The organism is Xenorhabdus bovienii (assembly GCF_024721015.1).
Lineage (GTDB): Bacteria > Pseudomonadota > Gammaproteobacteria > Enterobacterales > Enterobacteriaceae > Xenorhabdus > Xenorhabdus bovienii.
In genome coordinates this window covers 36,787-54,913 of record NZ_JANAIF010000010.1, presented here as the reverse complement: position 1 = coordinate 54,913, position 18,127 = coordinate 36,787, and the positions used below count along the sequence as shown (strand labels likewise).

Genomic DNA, 18,127 nt, shown 5'->3' with positions numbered 1-18,127 from the left:
CAAGGATAAATCATGCAAAACACTTCACAACTCAAGCGGGGCTTGAGCGTTCGCCACATTCGGTTTATGGCGCTAGGGTCAGCAATCGGGACTGGGCTTTTCTATGGTTCAGCGGAAGCCATCAGAGCAGCGGGGCCTGCGGTATTATTGGCATATGCCATTGGTGGGGCGGCCGTTTTCATGGTCATGCGGGCATTGGGGGAAATGGCAGTTCATCACCCTGTGGCCGGTTCTTTCTCTCATTATGCCAGCCACTACTTAGGGCCATTGGCAGGATTTCTGACTGGATGGACTTACGTATTTGAAATGTTGGTTGTCTGTCTTGCTGATATCACCGCGTTTGGTCTCTATATGAAACTCTGGTTTCCGCATGTTGACCAATGGATTTGGGTACTCAGCATCGTCTTTTTCATTGGGGCGATAAATCTGTGCAACGTCAATGTCTTTGGAGAAATGGAGTTCTGGCTTTCCATCATTAAAGTTACCGCAATTGTTGCCATGATTGTCGGTGGCTTTGTGATCATGATGTATGGTTTCGGCCAGGAAGCGGGTCATGTCACTGGCCTGTCAAACTTGTGGGAACATGGCGGATTCATGCCAAATGGCATCGCGGGAGTGATTGCTTCGTTTACGGTGGTCATGTTTGCATTCGGTGGTATCGAGGTTATCGGTATTACAGCCAGTGAAGCGAAAAATCCAGAAAAATCCATTCCCCAGGCAATCAACGCTGTTCCATTCCGTATTTTGCTGTTTTATGTACTCACCCTGTTTGTCCTGATGTGTATCTATCCGTGGAATCAAATTGGCCAAAATGGTAGCCCATTTGTCCAGATATTCTCCAGTCTGGGGATCGATTCTGCGGCTAATATTCTGAATGTTGTCGTAATTACTGCGGCGATTTCAGCGATCAACAGTGATATCTTCGGCTCAGGACGGATGATGTATGGCATGGCACAAGAGAAACAAGCGCCCTCAGCCTTCACGAAATTAACCAAAAACGGCGTACCGTGGATCACTGTGTTGGTGATGTCGTGTGTACTGCTAATTGGTGTTGTTCTGAATTACCTGTTGCCTGAAAAAGTGTTTGGCATTATTGCTTCCATCGCGACATTTGCAACGGTGTGGGTATGGCTGATGATTTTGTTGTCACAATATATCATGCGCCGAAAAATGCCGGCGGAAGAGGTCAAAAAGCTAAAATTCCCCGTTCCCCTTTGGCCTACAGCGCCTATTCTGACGATTTCATTCATGGCATTTATTATCGTCGTGTTGGGATATTTCCCCAGTACCCGTATTGCACTGTACGTCGGGATAGCATGGATAGCATTACTCACCCTTAGTTATTTCTTGTGGGTGAAAAAGTTGTGGGTGAAAAAAACGAGATAACGCCCAAACATACCACCCTGTGAATACAGGGTGGTTTTCTTACCCTCTCCAGAAAATAATTGCACTTTATTAGACTCTCCCAGTAGACCATTCTATTTACTTTTTTGCGTACTCTTTGTGTACAAACTGGCTGTAACATAGATACTCACTGAGATAGGCTCATTAATTCACTGACATAATTCCCATGCTCAGATAGCTGATTTGTGGCAGGGATCATGGCAAAATAACGCGCTAATACATTTTTGTGGCTTGGAGATGCTTGTGGATAAGATTTTTGTGGATGAGGCAGTCGCGGAGCTGCATACCATTCTGGATATGCTGCGCTGGTCAGCCAGCCGTTTTAATGCTGCCAATATCTATTACGGTCATGGAACAGACAATTCGTGGGATGAGGCTTTGCAGTTGGTTCTGCCAACATTGCACCTGCCTCTGGACGTTCCTGAATCCATGATGGCAGCTCGTCTGACCTCTACCGAGCGCCATCGTATCGTAGAACGTGTTCTGCGTCGTATTAATGAACGTATTCCGGTTGCCTACCTGACTAACCGGGCCTGGTTCTGCGGCCATGAATTTTATGTTGATGAACGCGTGCTGGTTCCTCGTTCACCGATTGGCGAATTAGTTAACAACCAATTTGCAGGGTTGCTTCCACAGGAGCCATCTACCATTTTGGATCTGTGTACCGGAAGTGGCTGTATCGCGATTGCCTGCGCACATGAATTCCCTGAAGCCGAAGTTGATGCCGTTGACGTTTCAGGCGATGCGTTGGCAGTGACTGAACAGAATATTGAAAATCATGGGCTTTTGAATCGCGTTATTCCTATCCTGTCTGATTTATTCCGTGATATGCCACCGATGAAATACGATCTGATTGTCACTAATCCTCCTTATGTGGACGAAGAAGACATGAACGATCTGCCGGATGAATTCCTCCGTGAACCTGAATTGGGACTGGCTGCGGGAGTTGATGGGTTGACACTGGCTCGTCGTATTCTCGCGAATGCGCCGGATTTCCTGAACGAAGAAGGGGTGCTGATCTGTGAAGTGGGTAACAGCATGGTGCATTTAATTGATCAATATCCTGGCGTGCCATTTACATGGCTGGAATTCGAAAACGGTGGTGATGGTGTCTTTATGCTGACACGCGAGCAATTAATCGAACATCACGAATATTTTCGCCTGTTCAAAGATTAATATTTTTTCCTGACACTCAATGAGTAAGGCTGTTCTTGATTAAATTAAAGGCAAATAAAAGTGCCGTAATAAGATAGGTTTTAATCATTGAGTGAGTTATTGTTAATTAATCTAATCTTTAACGCATAATTAATTGATGGCAGGGTAGGAATGGCTGGAAATAGTATTGGGCAATTTTTCCGTGTTACCACATTCGGTGAATCCCACGGGATTGCATTGGGATGTATTGTCGATGGCGTTCCTCCAGGAATTGCCATCACTGAAGCTGATCTGCAAATCGATTTGGACAGGCGACGTCCGGGAACCTCCCGTTATACGACACAGCGCCGCGAACCTGATCAAGTCCGTATTCTTTCAGGTGTTTTTGAAGGCGTAACAACGGGCACCAGCATTGGCCTGATGATTGAAAACACCGATCAGCGTTCACAAGATTACAGTGCAATTAAAGATGTTTTCCGTCCGGGACATGCTGATTATACCTACGAGCAAAAATATGGGCTGCGTGATTATCGCGGCGGCGGGCGTTCCTCTGCCCGTGAAACAGCGATGCGCGTCGCGGCTGGCGCAATTGCCAAAAAATATCTGCTCGAAAAACACGGTATCCGCATTCGTGCTTGCCTAACCCAGATGGGGGATATTCATTGCGAATTGCAAGATTGGGATCTCGTTGAACAGAATCCTTTTTTCTGCCCTGATGAAAGTAAATTGACCCAGCTTGATGAATTATTGCGCACACTGAAAAAAGAAGGTGACTCTATTGGTGCCAAAGTGACCCTTGTTGCCGAGAATGTGCCTGTCGGGTTGGGTGAGCCTATTTTTGACCGTCTGGATGCAGACATCGCCCACGCCTTGATGAGCATTAATGCAGTGAAAGGCGTTGAAATCGGTGACGGTTTCGGTGTTGTTAACTTGCGCGGTAGTGAAAACCGAGACGAAATTACCTCCCAGGGATTCACCAGTAATCATGCTGGCGGCATTCTGGGTGGGATCAGTAGCAGCCAGCCGATTATCGCTCATATCGCTCTGAAACCGACGTCTAGTATTATGGTGTCCGGCAAAACTATTAATCGCCAAGGTGAAGAAGCCGATATGGTGACCCGTGGCCGCCACGATCCTTGCGTAGGGATACGTGCTGTACCGATTGCAGAAGCGATGATGGCGATTGTACTGATGGATCACTTACTGCGTCAGCGGGCGCAATGTGCTGATGTCATCTCTCCACTGCCACGCTGGTAAATCGGTAAGAGAACGTCTGAAATACAAGCATCTGGATTATTGATAAGCAGTTTTCTGGTGAAATAAATCATGGAATGGTCATTATTAAGTCCGGAAATCTACGGTTTCCTGTTTTTGGTTGCGATAGTTGCTGGGTTTATCGATTCTATTGCAGGAGGGGGTGGGTTGTTGACCATTCCAGCCTTACTGTCAGTCGGTGTTTCTCCTGTTCAGGCGCTGGCGACGAATAAACTTCAGGCGGTTGGTGGCTCCTTCTCCGCCAGTCTTTATTTTATTCGCCGTGGAGCAGTAGATTGGCGCTCCCAACGTTTTGCGATAGCGATGACTCTGTTTGGGGCCATGCTGGGGGCATTGCTGGTTCAATTTGTATCCCCAGATTTTCTGCTTTATCTCTTACCAGTTCTGGTCATTATCATTGGTCTTTATTTTCTGCTGGTGCCGAATATTGGTGCTGAAGATCGGCCGCGCCGCTTGGCGCCTTTGGCATTTGGTTGTCTTACCGGAGGCGGAATTGGCTTTTACGATGGGGTATTTGGGCCGGGGACAGGCTCCTTTCTGGCACTGTCTTATGTGATGCTCTGTGGTTACAATCTGGCGAAAGCGACGGCACATGCGAAGGTGCTGAATTTTGCATCCAATATGGGTTCACTGGGCTTTTTTATTCTTGGTGGGCAGGTCTTATGGCTATTGGGTCTTGTGATGCTGATGGGGCAGGTGATTGGTGCTCGGTTAGGGGCAGGGTTAGTACTGAGCCGAGGGCAAAAACTGATCCGTCCGATGCTGGTAACGATTTCTTTTTTGATGAGTATCAAACTACTCCACGACCATCATGGCGATACTATCCGCTCTTGGTTGGCATTTTATTTTTGATTTTAGGATCTTGCATTAATACATGACTGTACATCACTACCAACAACTCATTGAAATTTTTGACAATTGCTTTAGCGATGACTGTAATACACGTTTGATAAAAGGTGATGATGAGCCGATTTATCTGCCCGTAGATGATCAAGTTGGCTACAACCGGATAGTGTTTGCCCATGGTTTTTATGCCAGTGGTTTGCATGAAATATCGCATTGGTGCATTGCGGGTAAAGAGCGCCGCAAACGGGTCGATTTTGGTTACTGGTACTGCCCTGATGGGCGTGATGCTCAAACTCAGTCTGAATTTGAGCAAGTCGAAATCAAACCACAGGCGTTGGAATGGTTATTCTGTATGGCAGCGGGTTTTCCTTTCAACGTCAGTTGTGACAATCTTGAAGGGGATTGCGAGCCGGATCGTTTTGCTTTTCAGTGTAAAGTCCATGCGCAAGTTATCACATACCTTGAAAACGGAATACCCACACGAGCAGCGCGCTTTATTCAAGGACTACACTCGTTCTACAATACGCCCCCACTAACAGCAGAACACTTTCCTTGTCCGGAAGATCCTTTTGCTAACTGATATTTGATTTTGAGGAAACATAATGCTCGCAGAGTTTGAAACACGCATTCTGGCACATATAGATGACAGGGTTGAAGATGCCAGTGATGACGAATTATTTGCTGGTGGATATCTCCGTGGGCATCTGACATTGGCTGTTGCTGAGTTGGAACTAGAAGGTGCTAATACTATTGAACAGCTCCATCAGCGTGTTGAAGAGAGCATCCATAGGGCTATCAAGGCAGGAGAGCTGGCTCCACCAGATCAGGTTTTAGTTTTATCGACATGGCAAAGGCTACTGGATAGTGCGAAAGACTAATTAATTGATTATAAATAACTTGTATTTGGGGTTATTCATATAGCCCCTTTATTTTTTCTGTTATGTCGGTGTAATTATTATTTCTAATTACAAAGAAATGCGTAATGTTTCACAAAACTCATAAAATAATTATAAAAAATAGAGAGATGGGAATATTTATTTGTTTTTTAAGATTAAATAAAACAAGATATTAAAGTTATCAGGATATATATAAATATTTTCTAAAGTTAGTTATCAGAATAGAATGAATTTTTATTTACTTAGGAATTAAAATAATTATAGTTATAACCTATAGCCATTAAAAATGTTAATAATGTATATTTTGTTTTAATTAATTATTCTTTGTGATTGGTAGGGGTTATTTTCTATATATCTTTAATGTAGTATAAAAATATATTGTTTTTTTAATGAATGGATGAAAAATATTGGTTAATGAAGAAAAGTAGATGGATATTAGTTGAATGAGTGATGATTTATAAGAACAGTAATGCTAAATTGTTGTGATGAGATGATGGGAATGGAACATTTCATTAGCTGATTAGGTAACTTAAACCTATAAATAGGGCATTGCTATGGATGTAAGATTTAGTAAATTCGAAAAAAGAGTGGAAAACCTGGAGTCGGATGTTGCCCAGTTAAAAACGGATGTGGCAGTGATAAAATCCAACTATGCGACGAAGGCCGATATTGAATCTGTCAAGGCGTTAGTTCATAACGAGATTTCATCGGTGCGCAAAGAAATGTCACCTATTCATAAGGAGGTATCGAAGATATATAAGACAATAGCGGATCAAACTAAATGGATGATGACGATGATGGTTGGTTTTAGCGGGATAATTATTGCGGCAATGAAGTATATGCTTTGATAAATAATAGAGTAAGAATAGATTGACTAAGATATTAAACGCATAAGGTGTGTCTGTCGATAAACCAAACCGAAAACAGATATTTCAGGAGGTGATAGGATGAAGCAGGCAACTCACTCCGTTAATATTGGGAAGGACTATGCTGTAGATAAAGCTGCATTTTTATTATCTAAACCCGTTAATTTCAGCCAGTCAACAGAGATAGAAAGAAGAGATATGAGTGAACAAATTGAAAAAAGAGTAGAAAACCTGGAGTCGAATGTTGCCCAGTTAAAAACGGATGTGTCAGTGATAAAATCCAACTATGCGACAAAAGCCGATATTGAATCTGTTAAGGCGTTAGTTCATAACGAAATTTCATCGGTTAAGAGTATTATTCATAACGAGATTTTGTCAGTTAAAAAAATTATTCATCAAGAAATAACAACTGTAAATAAAGAAATGTCCTTGATGCGAAAGGAAATATCTTCTATACACAAAGATATATCTTCTATACATAAGGAAATAGCATCAGGGCATAAAAACACTGCGGCTATTCATAAAGAAATATCATTGATATATAAGAAAATGGCGGATCAAACCAAATGGATGGTGACAATGATGTTTGGTTTCTCTGGGATCGTTATTGCAGCTATGAAATTTATGATTTGAATTATCACAATGATAAATTAATTATTTATTTACTCTTTTTATCATTAGTATTAGTGGATTTGATAAATGTCTTTAACAGACTGAGGGTAAGACATGTTTTTTATTCGTCCAACACAGATATTAGATGCCGGAGTATTACCAGCAATAGAACGATCAGCGGGTCAGCTATTTCTCTCGACACCTGAATTGGCATGGATTGCTAATGGCAATGTCCACACGGAACAGCAGCATTTAGATTATATTTCGCAACAGAATAGTTGGATTGCCCTGAATGGCGATAATCAGCCTGTCGGTTTTATTCTGGCAAAACCGTTGGATGATGGCTTACATATTATGGAACTCTCGGTGCATGGGGATTGGCAGAAGAAAGGTATAGGAAAGGCGTTGATTGATACCGTTATTCAGGTTGCTGAACAGCGCGGCTTTCAGGCTGTCACGTTGACAACTTTTCGTCATATAAATTGGAACGCCCCATTTTATCAGCGACTGGGGTTTTCTATCTTAGAACCTCGGCAAATTACTGGTGCTTTGTGTCAGATCCTGCAACGTGAAATTGAATATGGGTTTGCAGAAAATCAACGCTGTGCGATGAAGCGTTTGGTTGTTACAACAGATTGTCACGATTGAGTTTTGAGAATAGAGACTGCGGGTTGTTACTCTGCATCAAACACTGTTTCACTGTGCCTGATGCAGATATATGATTTTATAGTGTGTGATTTATGGCTTTCCAGCTTTAACTTCTTTGCCTCGTAATAGTTTTCTGACCCAGAATCGGTTTGGATGCAAGGTCGCCAATGTTTCATCATCAAGTGGTAGAGCTTCACCAAAAATCTGCCCTGCGAGTAATTCTGCGCTCAACGGAGCAGAACATAATCCACGGGAACCCAATGCACCAATGACAAATAAATCAGGATAACAAGGAGATTCTTCAATTGTCTCATAAGTGTTTATCCGTTGAGATAAACCGGCATATTTGTCCATAATTTCACTGAAAATAGGCACATTGCCAACCATCGGCATATGATCCCGAATAACACATCGTATACCTTGACGGGATTTCGCTTCTGAAATATTGACCTGTTTCACCCAATCGACATCGGGTAAAGATTTCAATAAACGATCACGATTTTCTTGTTGTTCTGCGGAAGAATACTGAGTATCAACTTTCCCTCGCTGATAGCTGGCACCGATACAATGATGTTGATTGTGAGGATTAACAGGAGTCAGATAGCCATCGTAACACAGTACGTTGTTCAGTTGGCTGAGACGGGTAGAGGTCGGGATATGGCTGACTTGTCCACGAGCAGCAGTAACGGGAAGTTTTTCAGTTTGTGTAAATTGCGGCAGGCAGTGTCCATTAGCAATGATAACGACTTTGTGGTTTTTGTGCAGCGATTGCCCCTGGTGCTCAATATGCAACTGCCAACCGTATTCATCTTGAACTAATTGAGTTATTTTGTGGTTGAAATAGGTGAGCATTCCACGCTGTTCTGCCAGATTGATGGCCTCCTGAGTCAATTGAGCCGGAGATAACCATCCTCCCTGTGGATAGTGGATACCATGATAATTAACATCTAATCCACTCGCTTGGCTCAATTGCTGGCGATCCATTCCAATTGCAATCTCTTCTAACCACGATGTTTGCAGCATCTTGGCAATTTTTTTGTCACTTTTTTCATCGTAAGCCAACTGGCTGACACCGCACCATTGATAATCAAAGGAAACATTTTCATCAATTAGCTGATCATATTGACGGCGGGCAAAGGTAAAGGCGGAGATAAAGAAACGTTCCAGTAAGTCGTCACGGCCATTCAGCAACGGGTAAATGGCTCCCTGCTGATTGCCTGATGCATTTTGTGCGGGTTGGTTATCTTGGCAATACAGTGTAACTTTCGCGCCCCGGCGTAATAGGGCAAGTGCAGTTAATACACTGGCGATGCCGCCACCAATGATAGCGATATCATCGGTATCGGTAGCTGCTTGTCGAGCAAACCATGGAGTACCTGATGAGGAAAGAGGGGAATGTGCTGATGGAGCTAGAACCCCTGTCAGCATCTCTCTTTTGTGTCCAAAGCCTTTTATTTTCTTGACATCAAATCCGGCTCCCTGCAATCCACGTCGAACGACTCCAGCTGACGTAAATGTCGCAAATGTTCCTTCTGGACGAGAAAATCTTGCCATTGCAGTGAACAGTTGTTCGCTCCACATCTGCGGGTTTTTGGATGGTGCAAAACCATCTAAAAACCAAGCATCAATTTTTCCAGTTAGATTCGAATTTATCCTCGGTAATAGATCATTTACGTCACCAAACCAGAGATCCAGTGTGACAGCGCCATTATTCAGCATTAGCCTGTGGCAGCCCCCAAGAGGTAAAGGCCATTGCTGACATAACTCTTCAGAAAATATTTGAAGTTCTGGCCAGCGCTGATGCGCAGTCTTCAAGTCTGCTGTCGTTAATGGGTATTTTTCAAAACTGATGTAATGAAGCCGTTTTAAAGATGCATCAGGATGTTGTTGTCTAAAGATTGAAAAAGCTCGACAAAGTGTCAGGAAATTCAATCCAGTACCGAATCCAGTTTCGGCAATAATACAATCAGGGCGGGAGTGCGTATTAAAACGTTGGGGAAAATGATTACCTTTTAAAAATACATATAAAGTTTCTTCCAAGCCATCTTGATTTGAAAAATAAACATCATCAAACTGCTCAGAAACGGGTGTACCCTGTTCATTCCAGTTTAGGGTTGCGCTGCTGATAGCACTGTTTTTCACAATAATGCCTGTATGGTTGACAAGAATAATATGAGATTTTAACGGTGTTCATACTGTTGTACCACCCGTGAGAAAAGTTAACACTTGAGTCCAGATCAACTTTTCCGTGAATTTTTAACCTGATCGGACTTGTTCGGCGTACAAGTGTACGCTAAAGTGCGGGGCAGAAATCCCGCAGGTAAAAATGATGAGGTAATGAATGAAACGTGCAGTAATCACTGGTCTGGGGATTGTTTCCAGTATTGGTAATAACCAGAAAGAGGTGCTGGAGTCTCTGAGAGAAGGCCGTTCCGGGATAACTTTTTCTGAAGAATTCAAAGAGATGGGGCTTCGTAGCCACGTCTGGGGTAATATAAAACTGGATATATCAGGTCTCATTGATCGTAAAACTCAGCGTTTTATGAGCGATTCATCTATTTATGCTTATCTTGCAATGGATGAAGCGATTAAAGATTCTGGTTTGTCTGATGAGCAAGTTTCCAATTTGCGCACTGGTCTGGTTGTGGGTTCAGGTGGTGGTTCTCCACGTAATCAGGTTAATGGATCGGATGGTATGCGAGCCAAAGGGCTGCGTGGCGTTGGGCCTTATATGGTGACGCGGGCAATGGCTTCTGGTGTATCAGCCTGTCTGGCAACACCATTTAAAATCAAAGGGGTGAACTATTCCATTAGTTCTGCCTGTTCGACTTCTGCGCATTGTATTGGACACGCGGTTGAATTGATCCAGCTTGGTAAGCAGGATGTTATTTTTGCCGGCGGCGGTGAAGAACTGAGCTGGGAAATGGCCTGTGAATTTGATGCAATGGGAGCGCTTTCTACTAAATATAACGAAACACCAGAACTCGCTTCCCGCACTTATGATCAGGGGCGTGACGGTTTTGTCATTGCTGGCGGTGGCGGTATCGTTGTGGTTGAAGAATTAGAGCACGCATTAGCTCGTGGCGCACATATATATGCTGAAATCATCGGTTATGGGGCAAATTCTGATGGCGCAGATATGGTCGCGCCTTCTGGTGAGGGAGCTGTTCGCTGCATGAAGCTAGCTCTCGACGGTATTGAAGGTGGCGTGGATTACATCAATACCCACGGAACATCGACCCCGATTGGTGACTTGAAAGAGTTGGGAGCTATCCGCGAAGTGTTTGGTGACAACACCCCTGCTATTTCGGCCACCAAAGCGATGACGGGGCACTCTTTGGGGGCGGCTGGTGCGCACGAAGCAATTTACAGTCTATTAATGCTGGAACATGGCATTATTGCGCCAAGTATTAATATTGATAACTTGGATGAGAATGCGTCAGGTATGAATATTATCACTGAACCTACCAAACGCGAGCTAAGAACAGTGATGTCCAATAGCTTCGGGTTCGGCGGTACAAATGCGTCCCTGGTGATGCGTAAATATTCGAACTGATTTTCTGACGACTGAAAAATTCATTAGTTAAAATGAAAGCCAATCCATTGATTAGATGGATTGGCTATTTTAATTTATGCGGCCGTGTTTTTATTACGGCGTTTATTCATTATCCGTAAAACAGGTGGAATAATAATCACTAATGCACCGAGTACCAGTAAAGTTTGGGCAATGGTGCTGCTCCACAGGATCTCGAAATTTCCGTTACTGATTGATAGTGCGCGTCTCAGGTTTTGCTCCAGCATTTCACCTAATACAAATCCCAAAATAAGCGGTGACATCGGGAAATTCATTTTTCTGAGGATATAACCAAAAACGCCCAATCCAACCATCAGCATAAGATCAAATGTCGTACTGTGTACGGCATAAACGCCAACTGCTGACACGATGGCAATGGCGGGGACTAAAAACCACAAGGGAATATTCAACATACGGGTAAATATCCCAATCATCGGAATATTCATGATCAGCAATAAAATGTTGGCGATCAGTAAGGCGGCGATTAATCCCCAGACGATATCCGGTTGCTCTGTGAACATAGCGGGGCCGGGGGTGATGTTATAGAGGGTCAGAGCACCTATCATGACGGCTGTTGTCCCAGAACCGGGTACACCGAGGGTGAGCATGGGAATGAATGAACCACAGGCTGAAGCATTATTAGCTGCTTCTGGCGCTGCCACACCACGAATATCACCTTTGCCAAAGGAATCGCTATTCCCGCTGATCCGTTTTTCCGTCATATAGGTGATTGCACTGGCAATCGTTGCCCCAGCACCGGGCAGGATACCCACGAAGAACCCAATCACTGAGGAGCGTAATATTGGCCCAGTACAAACTGCGGCTTCTTTTTTATTGAAAAGCAGGCGTCCGGTTTTACTTATCACTTTTTGTCCCGCAGAGGTGCTCTCCAGCATCAACAGAATTTCACTGACTGAAAACAGGCCAATAACGACGACAATAAATTGAATGCCATCAGAGAGATGGACGCTATCAAAGGTGAAACGATAAACCCCAGTATTGGCATCAACTCCGACTGTAGCCAAGCTCAAACCGATTAAGGCGACGAGTAAAGACTTGATAGGATTCTGGCTCATCATGCTGCCGAGACAGGCGATAGCAAAAACCATCAGGGCAAAATATTCGGCTGGCCCAAATGCCAAAGACCACTTTGCCAGAATAGGCGCGAACAGGATAATTCCAGTAATGGCTAAAAGTGAGCCACAAAACGAACTGACCGCAGAAATAGAGAGAGCAACACCGGCTTTTCCTTGTTTTGCCATCGGATGACCATCAAGCGCTGTCATAATCGCAGCGGCATCTCCTGGCACATTCAGCAGAATTGAAGAAATTCGGCCCCCATATTCACAGCCAATATAGACCGTTGCCAATAAAATTAAGGCGGATTCCGCAGGTAATTTCAATGCAAAAGCCAATGGTAGCAAGATAGCCACACCATTGATTGGGCCAAGGCCGGGGAGCATGCCGACAACAGTACCAATAAAACAGCCGATTAACGCAATGACTAAGTTTTTGGGCATTAATGCGACTTCAAAACCCTGACTCAGATATATCCAAGTATCCATCATTTACATTCTCCTTATTTTAGCCAATTGCCGAGTGGCAAAGTGACATCTAACAGGCGATCAAATGCAAAAAAGAGCGAGACACCAAGAAACACGCCGGAAATGATCGCCGCAGGAAGTTTAGCGTTAAACAGTAACGCCACACTGATGGTTAGTAACGTCGTTGCCAGAGGAAAGCCCAGCCACTCAAATGTCCATGCATAAACGACTAATGAGGTAATCAACAACAGTAAGCGGCGTAATACTTGTGCTGTAGGCCACTGGGTGGGCTCAGGTTTTTTGAATAGCAGTAACAAAGAACAGAGTGCCATTAACGAAATAATGGCGATTGGAAATGGTCGGGGTCCTAAGGGTTCGTAGCTGTATTCACTGTGAATGCCCCAGCCAATGGTTAGCCCGATCCCACACAGTACCAGCCATACAACGGCAAATATACGATCGCTCATGGTGACACTCCTGTTATTTTGCTAAACCAAAGGATTTGGCCAGCTCATGGTATTGGGCAACTTGTTTTTTCACATAGTCGTCCAATTCCTTGCCGGTCATGTTGAATTCAAAGAGCCCACGTAGCTCGCGTTGCTTTTTGAACTCTTCTGTTTGTTGCAGTTTGTTAAATGTCTCTACCCACCATTGGTAGTGTTCATCAGTGACTTTTGGCCCTATGTAAAAACCGCGAATAATTGGCCAGACGAGGTTATAACCCTGCTCTTTGGCTGTTGGAATACGTGCTAAATTACCACTCAGGCGTTTATCAGCATAGACCGCAAGAACACGAATTTTATCACCACTGAGATAAGGCAGAGTTTCACTCAGATCGCCGGAAACGACCTGAATATGATTACCAAGTAGGGCAGTGATGGGTTCGCCACCCCCTTCAAACGCGACATAGCGCATTTTGCGTGGATCAATCCCAACCTCTTTCGCCAGTAATGCTGTTTTCATCCAATCCTGGCTGCCGATGGATGCACCTGCACCGAATACAATGCTGGTAGGATCTTTTTTGAATGCCTCCATGAGATCTGGCAGGGTCTTGTAAGGCGAATCACTACGAACGGCGATCATACCGTAGTCAGTACCGACGCTTGCCAGCCAGCGCACATCATTCACGTTGTAACGGCCAAATTTCCCTTGGGAAAGATTCAGCAGAGAACCACCAGAAAAAGCTACGATAGTTCCGGGCTCAGCAGAACGCTGGGCCACAATGGAATTATAGGCAACCGCACCGACACCCCCGGGCATGAAAGTCACCCGCATAGGCGTATTGATGGCTTTGCTATCCAATAATGAAACCTGAACTAACTTACAGGTTAAATCAAAGCCACCACCGGGTTTGGCTGGTGCAATGCATTCGGTTCTATTAGGGGCATTGGTTGCTAAGGTATTGGCACAGAAAAGTAAGCAGGTAGTTGCTAATAACATATTGAATTTTTTCATTTTGATTCCTCACATAGCTCCAGCAAAGAGAATAAGTTGACAAATATCAGGAGCATTTTATTTATAAATGCGAAACCTTTCATTTACCTTTCATTAACAATAAAAAGTATCTGAATGTGACTTTAGTCACTTAATTTTCGTAGTGTTTCACATTACACGGAGGGGGAAGTTCTCTCATTATTGTGATGGATTTTATTATAGTTACAAGTATATTAAAAAATATTGGGCTTAAATAATCCTGATTATAAAAAATAAAATCAGGATTATTAGCCATAAATTAAATGAATTTTATTTAGTTAAATTATTTTTATATCGGCTTCATGTGGAATTGATTTTATATCAATATTTATTCTGCTTTTTTTGAATTTTTTATTTTAATCTGGATGCGTTGATCTTATTTAATTTTCACTTGTTTTAGAGAAATAAAATTTTAAACTATAAATTTTCCATATTGTTATCCTAGGTTACATTAATTTATTTCGATAAGTATATGCTGATTTTTTATTAATACTAAATTATTCCTCATCTTACTATGCAATTTATCAAATTAGAAGCCGCTCTGCTTAAAGATTCGAGGTGTATTCCATTATTTAATCAGACGACCTTAGCATTTCAGATGAATCGTAAACTGTCCGACTAAATCACTTATCCCAATAAGAATAATATCTTGCGAGAGGGTTCCCATTTTATGTTACCTCATTAACAATTACTCAATCTGAATATTGCAATTGTGTAGCATCCTACCATTATCTTCATGGTTGTCTTTGGGTTTAGGCATAGAAAATGCGTACAGAATGGGATAATTTTCCAGGCAACATGGATGAAATTTCTATTAAAATTAAAACAATAGGATATATTTAAATGCGTCTCTTATTAGTTGAGGATCACCCTGATTTATCACATTGGTTGCAGAAAGCATTAAGAAGTTCTGGTTTTACGGTTGATATTGCAGAAGATGGAATTGCGGCAGATCAGCTTTTGCTGACGGAAAATTATACCCTGCTGATCTTGGATGTTGCCTTACCCAGACTGGATGGGATTTCCCTGTTATCACGGCTGCGTAAGCGCGGACAAAATTTGCCGGTGTTGTTATTGACGGCCAAAGTGGATGTTGCAGACCGAGTGAAAGGGCTAAATTCGGGCGCTGATGACTACTTAACTAAACCTTTTAATTTTGAAGAATTAGAAGCCCGTATTCGAGCATTGTTACGCCGTGGTGTTGGCTCGCCGCTAGGGATGCAGCAATTCGGCTCATTGGCTTACGAAGACGCAGGTTATTTCTTATTGGATAATCAACCGCTGGCGTTGACTCCCAGAGAATTTTCAGTTTTAACAACCCTGTTTCACCGCCGTGGGCGCCCGGTTTCGAAACAACAACTGTTTGAGCAGGTATTTTCTTTATCCGATGAAGCAAATCCACAAAGCATCGAACTGTATGTGCATCGGTTACGGAAAAAGCTCCTCAACAGTGATATAGGAATATGCACATTGCGTGGATTGGGATATCGATTGGAGTTGCAGAAATAATGAAACTGTTCAAAGTACCACGCTCGTTGTTTCATCAGTTACTCCTGTTCTTTGGTGCGCCACTGTTGTTATTGGGCGGGGCTTCTGTGTATACCCATTATTTCAGTGCGGAAAATGCGGCGACACTTGCCTATGACCGGACGTTACTTGCATCGGCAAGAACAGTTGCGGAACGTCTGACAGTAAAGAATAAACAGTTAAACGTTGATGTGCCTTATATCGTTTTGGACAGTTTTGAACGTAATACGAATGATCGTCTCTACTATCAAGTGATATCACCGGAAGGGAACACCATTTCCGGTTACGATAATTTACCCCTCATTCCTCAATATACCCAGCGTTCGCAACTGTATACGGCCTTGGTATATTTTTATAACGCGGAATATCAGGGGTACCCCATCCGTGTTGCGGCCTTGTATCAGCCGATCAACGAAGGGGGGTTAATGGGCATGGCATTGATACTGGTGGCTGAAACCGTGGGTTCCCGCCAATATTTAGCGCGGCAATTACTGATTTCTTCCCTGATAAGCCAGGGAACCGTAGTAGTATTGACACTGATTCTTGCCTATTTCCTGTTAAAGCAGCTTCTTAAACCACTGCGCAGGTTATCAGGCATGATGGTGCTCCGTTCAGCCAATGACTTAACCCCATTGCCGGATATTTTGCCGTGGTCAGAGCTTTCACCATTGCTTCGGGCATTTAATCGCTACATAGAACGGTTGAAACTGATGGTTGGGCGTCAAGCGCGGTTCAGTGCCGATGCTTCTCATCAACTCAGGACACCTTTGAGTGTATTAAAAACGCAGATAGCCGTGGCACTCAATGACAAAGATCCCCATCCGAGTGGAAAAATCATCAAGGCTATCAACAAGACCGTAGATAACATGATCTCACTGACCGATCGTTTGTTATATCTTTCACAGTTGAAAGTACATGAGAAAGAAGCCATCCAGAATTATCAGCCCGTCAATATTGTGGAATTATTACAGCAAGCCTGTTTTTCTCGTTTGCAACAGGCGGAAAGTAAAAATGTTGATTTGGGTTATGAAGGGGAAAATGCCTTTTGGATCAAAGGAGAACCAGTATTGTTGACAGAAATGTGCGCTAATTTGTTAGATAATGCCATTAAATATACGCCTGCTGCAGGAATGGTGACGGCAAGAGTGAGCATGACAGCGGACAAAAAATACTGTTGCCTCGAAGTTGATGATTCAGGGCCGGGCATCGCGCAAGAAAATATTACTCAATCGCTGATGGCGTTTAACCGTCTGGACAATGCAGCGGGGCTGGAAGGCGCTGGATTGGGTCTGACTATTGTCAAAGATATCAGCTTGTACCACGGTGCAACTCTCCAGCTTTTGCCCAGTGCAACACTGGGCGGTTTGCTGGTGAGAATTTTATTCAGACTTCCGGCGAGTGAGCGGGATACGTAGGCGCTGGGCGAGTATAACCCCTGCCAGAACAATACCGCCGCCGATCAGATGATAGCTTTGCATTTTCTCATGCAGAAACACTATGGCGATAATGGCGGTAAATACAGGAGCTAGATTCATAAATATAGAAGTCATATTCGCGCCTAGGCGGGTCACGCCCTGTATCCACAGATAGGGCGCAACAATTGAGGCGGGGATGCCTGCGAACAGGACTAAGGAAATGTTATCGCTAGTTAACTGGACATCTTTTGTCATCATGAAATTAGGCAAAAGCAGCAAAAGGCTAAACCCGATTTGTATATAGAGTGATTGCCAATTGGGTAATGGGATTGCCCAACGTTTTGTTAATACGCCATATAAGGCGTAGGAAGCGGATGCAATAAATAACATCACTTCGCCGATCCCCAGACCGTGCTCTAATAAGGAAGCGGGTTCACCTTTGCTCACCAGCCACATCAGGCCGAACAACGAAAACACGGTACCCAGGGTGATACCTACTGTGGGGGCAACCCGTAAGGCAAAGATACTGATGATAACCGTCAACAACGGAATCAGTGAAGTAAAGATCCCTATCAATGTTGCACTCACCGTATGGGCAGCGTAATAGGCCATACTTTGGTTAAGTACCATGCCCAGAGTACCCAGAATCAATAGCTTCCACCAATACTGGATAACTACTTTCCGCTGTTTCAGGACCGGCCATAAAACGAAAGGCGTCAGAACCAGAAACGCAATAAACCAACGATAAAAAGCAATGGCAGCAGGCTCAATCGAAGTGGCGGCTGCTTTACTGACAACGGCATTAATTGACCAAATCAGAACGGCAATAAAGGGAAACAAAAAATTTATCATTGAATTAATTTATTCATGTAAGTGCATAGTGTATTTAGTG

Annotated in this window: 17 protein-coding genes; 12 read left to right on the top strand and 5 right to left on the bottom strand. The window is 43.5% G+C overall.

Features of this window, described 5'->3' with window-relative positions; translation table 11 throughout:
- Positions 1–12: 12 nt before the first annotated feature.
- The 9 genes from NXS07_RS04800 (at position 13) to NXS07_RS04760 (ending at position 7,702) form a co-directional block, all read left to right on the top strand.
- Positions 13–1,386 carry an amino acid permease gene (locus NXS07_RS04800; protein WP_046337139.1) on the top strand — a complete coding sequence of 458 codons (1,374 nt, stop codon included), beginning with the start codon at positions 13–15 and terminating at the stop codon, positions 1,384–1,386.
- Positions 1,387–1,647: 261 nt separating this feature from the next.
- Positions 1,648–2,580 (top strand): 50S ribosomal protein L3 N(5)-glutamine methyltransferase, encoded by a 933-nt coding sequence (prmB, locus tag NXS07_RS04795; RefSeq protein WP_046338030.1) that lies wholly within the window; start codon positions 1,648–1,650, stop codon positions 2,578–2,580.
- Between the two features lie 150 nt (positions 2,581–2,730).
- Positions 2,731–3,816 carry a chorismate synthase gene (gene aroC, locus NXS07_RS04790; RefSeq protein ID WP_238125674.1) on the top strand — a complete coding sequence of 362 codons (1,086 nt, stop codon included), beginning with the start codon at positions 2,731–2,733 and terminating at the stop codon, positions 3,814–3,816.
- A 69-nt stretch (positions 3,817–3,885) separates the two neighbouring features.
- Entirely contained in the window at positions 3,886–4,686 is an 801-nt protein-coding gene (locus tag NXS07_RS04785; protein ID WP_238125673.1) for a sulfite exporter TauE/SafE family protein, read from the top strand.
- Positions 4,687–4,708: 22 nt separating this feature from the next.
- Positions 4,709–5,260 carry an elongation factor P hydroxylase gene (locus NXS07_RS04780; protein WP_038215541.1) on the top strand — a complete coding sequence of 184 codons (552 nt, stop codon included), beginning with the start codon at positions 4,709–4,711 and terminating at the stop codon, positions 5,258–5,260.
- A 22-nt stretch (positions 5,261–5,282) separates the two neighbouring features.
- A complete protein-coding gene (locus tag NXS07_RS04775; RefSeq protein WP_038196183.1) occupies positions 5,283–5,558 on the top strand; it encodes a YfcL family protein in 276 nt (91 codons plus the stop codon).
- A gap of 572 nt (positions 5,559–6,130) precedes the next feature.
- Complete coding sequence (locus tag NXS07_RS04770) at positions 6,131–6,424, top strand: hypothetical protein (protein ID WP_038215543.1); 294 nt, start codon at positions 6,131–6,133, stop codon at positions 6,422–6,424.
- A 99-nt stretch (positions 6,425–6,523) separates the two neighbouring features.
- Complete coding sequence (locus NXS07_RS04765; RefSeq protein WP_051863025.1) at positions 6,524–7,075, top strand: hypothetical protein; 552 nt, start codon at positions 6,524–6,526, stop codon at positions 7,073–7,075.
- Between the two features lie 93 nt (positions 7,076–7,168).
- The gene (locus NXS07_RS04760) at positions 7,169–7,702 is read left to right on the top strand and encodes a GNAT family N-acetyltransferase (RefSeq protein ID WP_038207481.1); all 534 of its coding nucleotides are present in this window, start codon (positions 7,169–7,171) and stop codon (positions 7,700–7,702) included.
- 90 nt (positions 7,703–7,792) lie between these two features.
- Here NXS07_RS04760 and mnmC read toward each other — a convergent pair whose 3' ends face one another.
- On the bottom strand, positions 7,793–9,844 hold the full coding sequence (gene mnmC / locus NXS07_RS04755; RefSeq protein ID WP_038207482.1) for a bifunctional tRNA (5-methylaminomethyl-2-thiouridine)(34)-methyltransferase MnmC2/FAD-dependent 5-carboxymethylaminomethyl-2-thiouridine(34) oxidoreductase MnmC1: 2,052 nt from the start codon (positions 9,842–9,844) through the stop codon (positions 7,793–7,795).
- 199 nt (positions 9,845–10,043) lie between these two features.
- On the opposite strand from mnmC, the gene fabB reads away from it, so the two are divergent.
- Positions 10,044–11,258, top strand: coding sequence for a beta-ketoacyl-ACP synthase I (gene fabB / locus NXS07_RS04750; RefSeq protein ID WP_038193316.1), 1,215 nt, complete (start codon positions 10,044–10,046; stop codon positions 11,256–11,258).
- 74 nt (positions 11,259–11,332) lie between these two features.
- Here the strand turns inward: fabB and NXS07_RS04745 are convergent, their stop codons facing one another.
- The 3 genes from NXS07_RS04745 to NXS07_RS04735 are packed head-to-tail and all read right to left on the bottom strand — an operon-like array spanning position 11,333 to position 14,275.
- Positions 11,333–12,841: a tripartite tricarboxylate transporter permease gene (locus NXS07_RS04745; protein WP_258086278.1), complete on the bottom strand. Its 1,509-nt coding sequence runs from the start codon at positions 12,839–12,841 to the stop codon at positions 11,333–11,335.
- 14 nt (positions 12,842–12,855) lie between these two features.
- Positions 12,856–13,287, bottom strand: coding sequence for a tripartite tricarboxylate transporter TctB family protein (locus NXS07_RS04740; RefSeq protein ID WP_038218159.1), 432 nt, complete (start codon positions 13,285–13,287; stop codon positions 12,856–12,858).
- 13 nt (positions 13,288–13,300) lie between these two features.
- Positions 13,301–14,275 (bottom strand): Bug family tripartite tricarboxylate transporter substrate binding protein, encoded by a 975-nt coding sequence (locus NXS07_RS04735; RefSeq protein WP_434460149.1) that lies wholly within the window; start codon positions 14,273–14,275, stop codon positions 13,301–13,303.
- A gap of 861 nt (positions 14,276–15,136) precedes the next feature.
- Between NXS07_RS04735 and tctD the strand changes: the two genes are divergently transcribed.
- Positions 15,137–15,802, top strand: coding sequence for a transcriptional regulator TctD (gene tctD, locus NXS07_RS04730; RefSeq protein WP_258086265.1), 666 nt, complete (start codon positions 15,137–15,139; stop codon positions 15,800–15,802).
- A complete protein-coding gene (locus tag NXS07_RS04725; RefSeq protein ID WP_258086264.1) occupies positions 15,802–17,235 on the top strand; it encodes a sensor histidine kinase in 1,434 nt (477 codons plus the stop codon). Before tctD ends, NXS07_RS04725 begins: the two co-directional genes overlap by 1 nt.
- Here the strand turns inward: NXS07_RS04725 and NXS07_RS04720 are convergent.
- Positions 17,200–18,087, bottom strand: a complete 888-nt coding sequence (locus tag NXS07_RS04720) for a DMT family transporter (RefSeq protein ID WP_258086263.1) — start codon at positions 18,085–18,087, stop codon at positions 17,200–17,202. The two genes, NXS07_RS04725 and NXS07_RS04720, sit on opposite strands and share 36 nt — an antisense overlap.
- Between the last annotated feature and the right edge of the window lie 40 nt (positions 18,088–18,127).

Bases quoted from the DNA above. Each gene is read 5' to 3' on its own strand.
- NXS07_RS04725 (WP_258086264.1), top strand. From the start codon at position 15,802: ATGAAACTGTTCAAAGTACCACGCTCGTTGTTTCATCAGTTACTCCTG.
- NXS07_RS04775 (WP_038196183.1), top strand. From the start codon at position 5,283: ATGCTCGCAGAGTTTGAAACACGCATTCTGGCACATATAGATGACAGG.
- NXS07_RS04720 (WP_258086263.1), bottom strand. From the start codon at position 18,087: ATGATAAATTTTTTGTTTCCCTTTATTGCCGTTCTGATTTGGTCAATT.
- NXS07_RS04765 (WP_051863025.1), top strand. From the start codon at position 6,524: ATGAAGCAGGCAACTCACTCCGTTAATATTGGGAAGGACTATGCTGTA.
- NXS07_RS04780 (WP_038215541.1), top strand. From the start codon at position 4,709: ATGACTGTACATCACTACCAACAACTCATTGAAATTTTTGACAATTGC.
- NXS07_RS04770 (WP_038215543.1), top strand. From the start codon at position 6,131: ATGGATGTAAGATTTAGTAAATTCGAAAAAAGAGTGGAAAACCTGGAG.
- fabB (WP_038193316.1), top strand. From the start codon at position 10,044: ATGAAACGTGCAGTAATCACTGGTCTGGGGATTGTTTCCAGTATTGGT.
- NXS07_RS04800 (WP_046337139.1), top strand. From the start codon at position 13: ATGCAAAACACTTCACAACTCAAGCGGGGCTTGAGCGTTCGCCACATT.
- NXS07_RS04735 (WP_434460149.1), bottom strand. From the start codon at position 14,275: ATGAAAAAATTCAATATGTTATTAGCAACTACCTGCTTACTTTTCTGT.
- NXS07_RS04785 (WP_238125673.1), top strand. From the start codon at position 3,886: ATGGAATGGTCATTATTAAGTCCGGAAATCTACGGTTTCCTGTTTTTG.
- aroC (WP_238125674.1), top strand. From the start codon at position 2,731: ATGGCTGGAAATAGTATTGGGCAATTTTTCCGTGTTACCACATTCGGT.
- NXS07_RS04745 (WP_258086278.1), bottom strand. From the start codon at position 12,841: ATGGATACTTGGATATATCTGAGTCAGGGTTTTGAAGTCGCATTAATG.
- tctD (WP_258086265.1), top strand. From the start codon at position 15,137: ATGCGTCTCTTATTAGTTGAGGATCACCCTGATTTATCACATTGGTTG.
- NXS07_RS04740 (WP_038218159.1), bottom strand. From the start codon at position 13,287: ATGAGCGATCGTATATTTGCCGTTGTATGGCTGGTACTGTGTGGGATC.
- NXS07_RS04760 (WP_038207481.1), top strand. From the start codon at position 7,169: ATGTTTTTTATTCGTCCAACACAGATATTAGATGCCGGAGTATTACCA.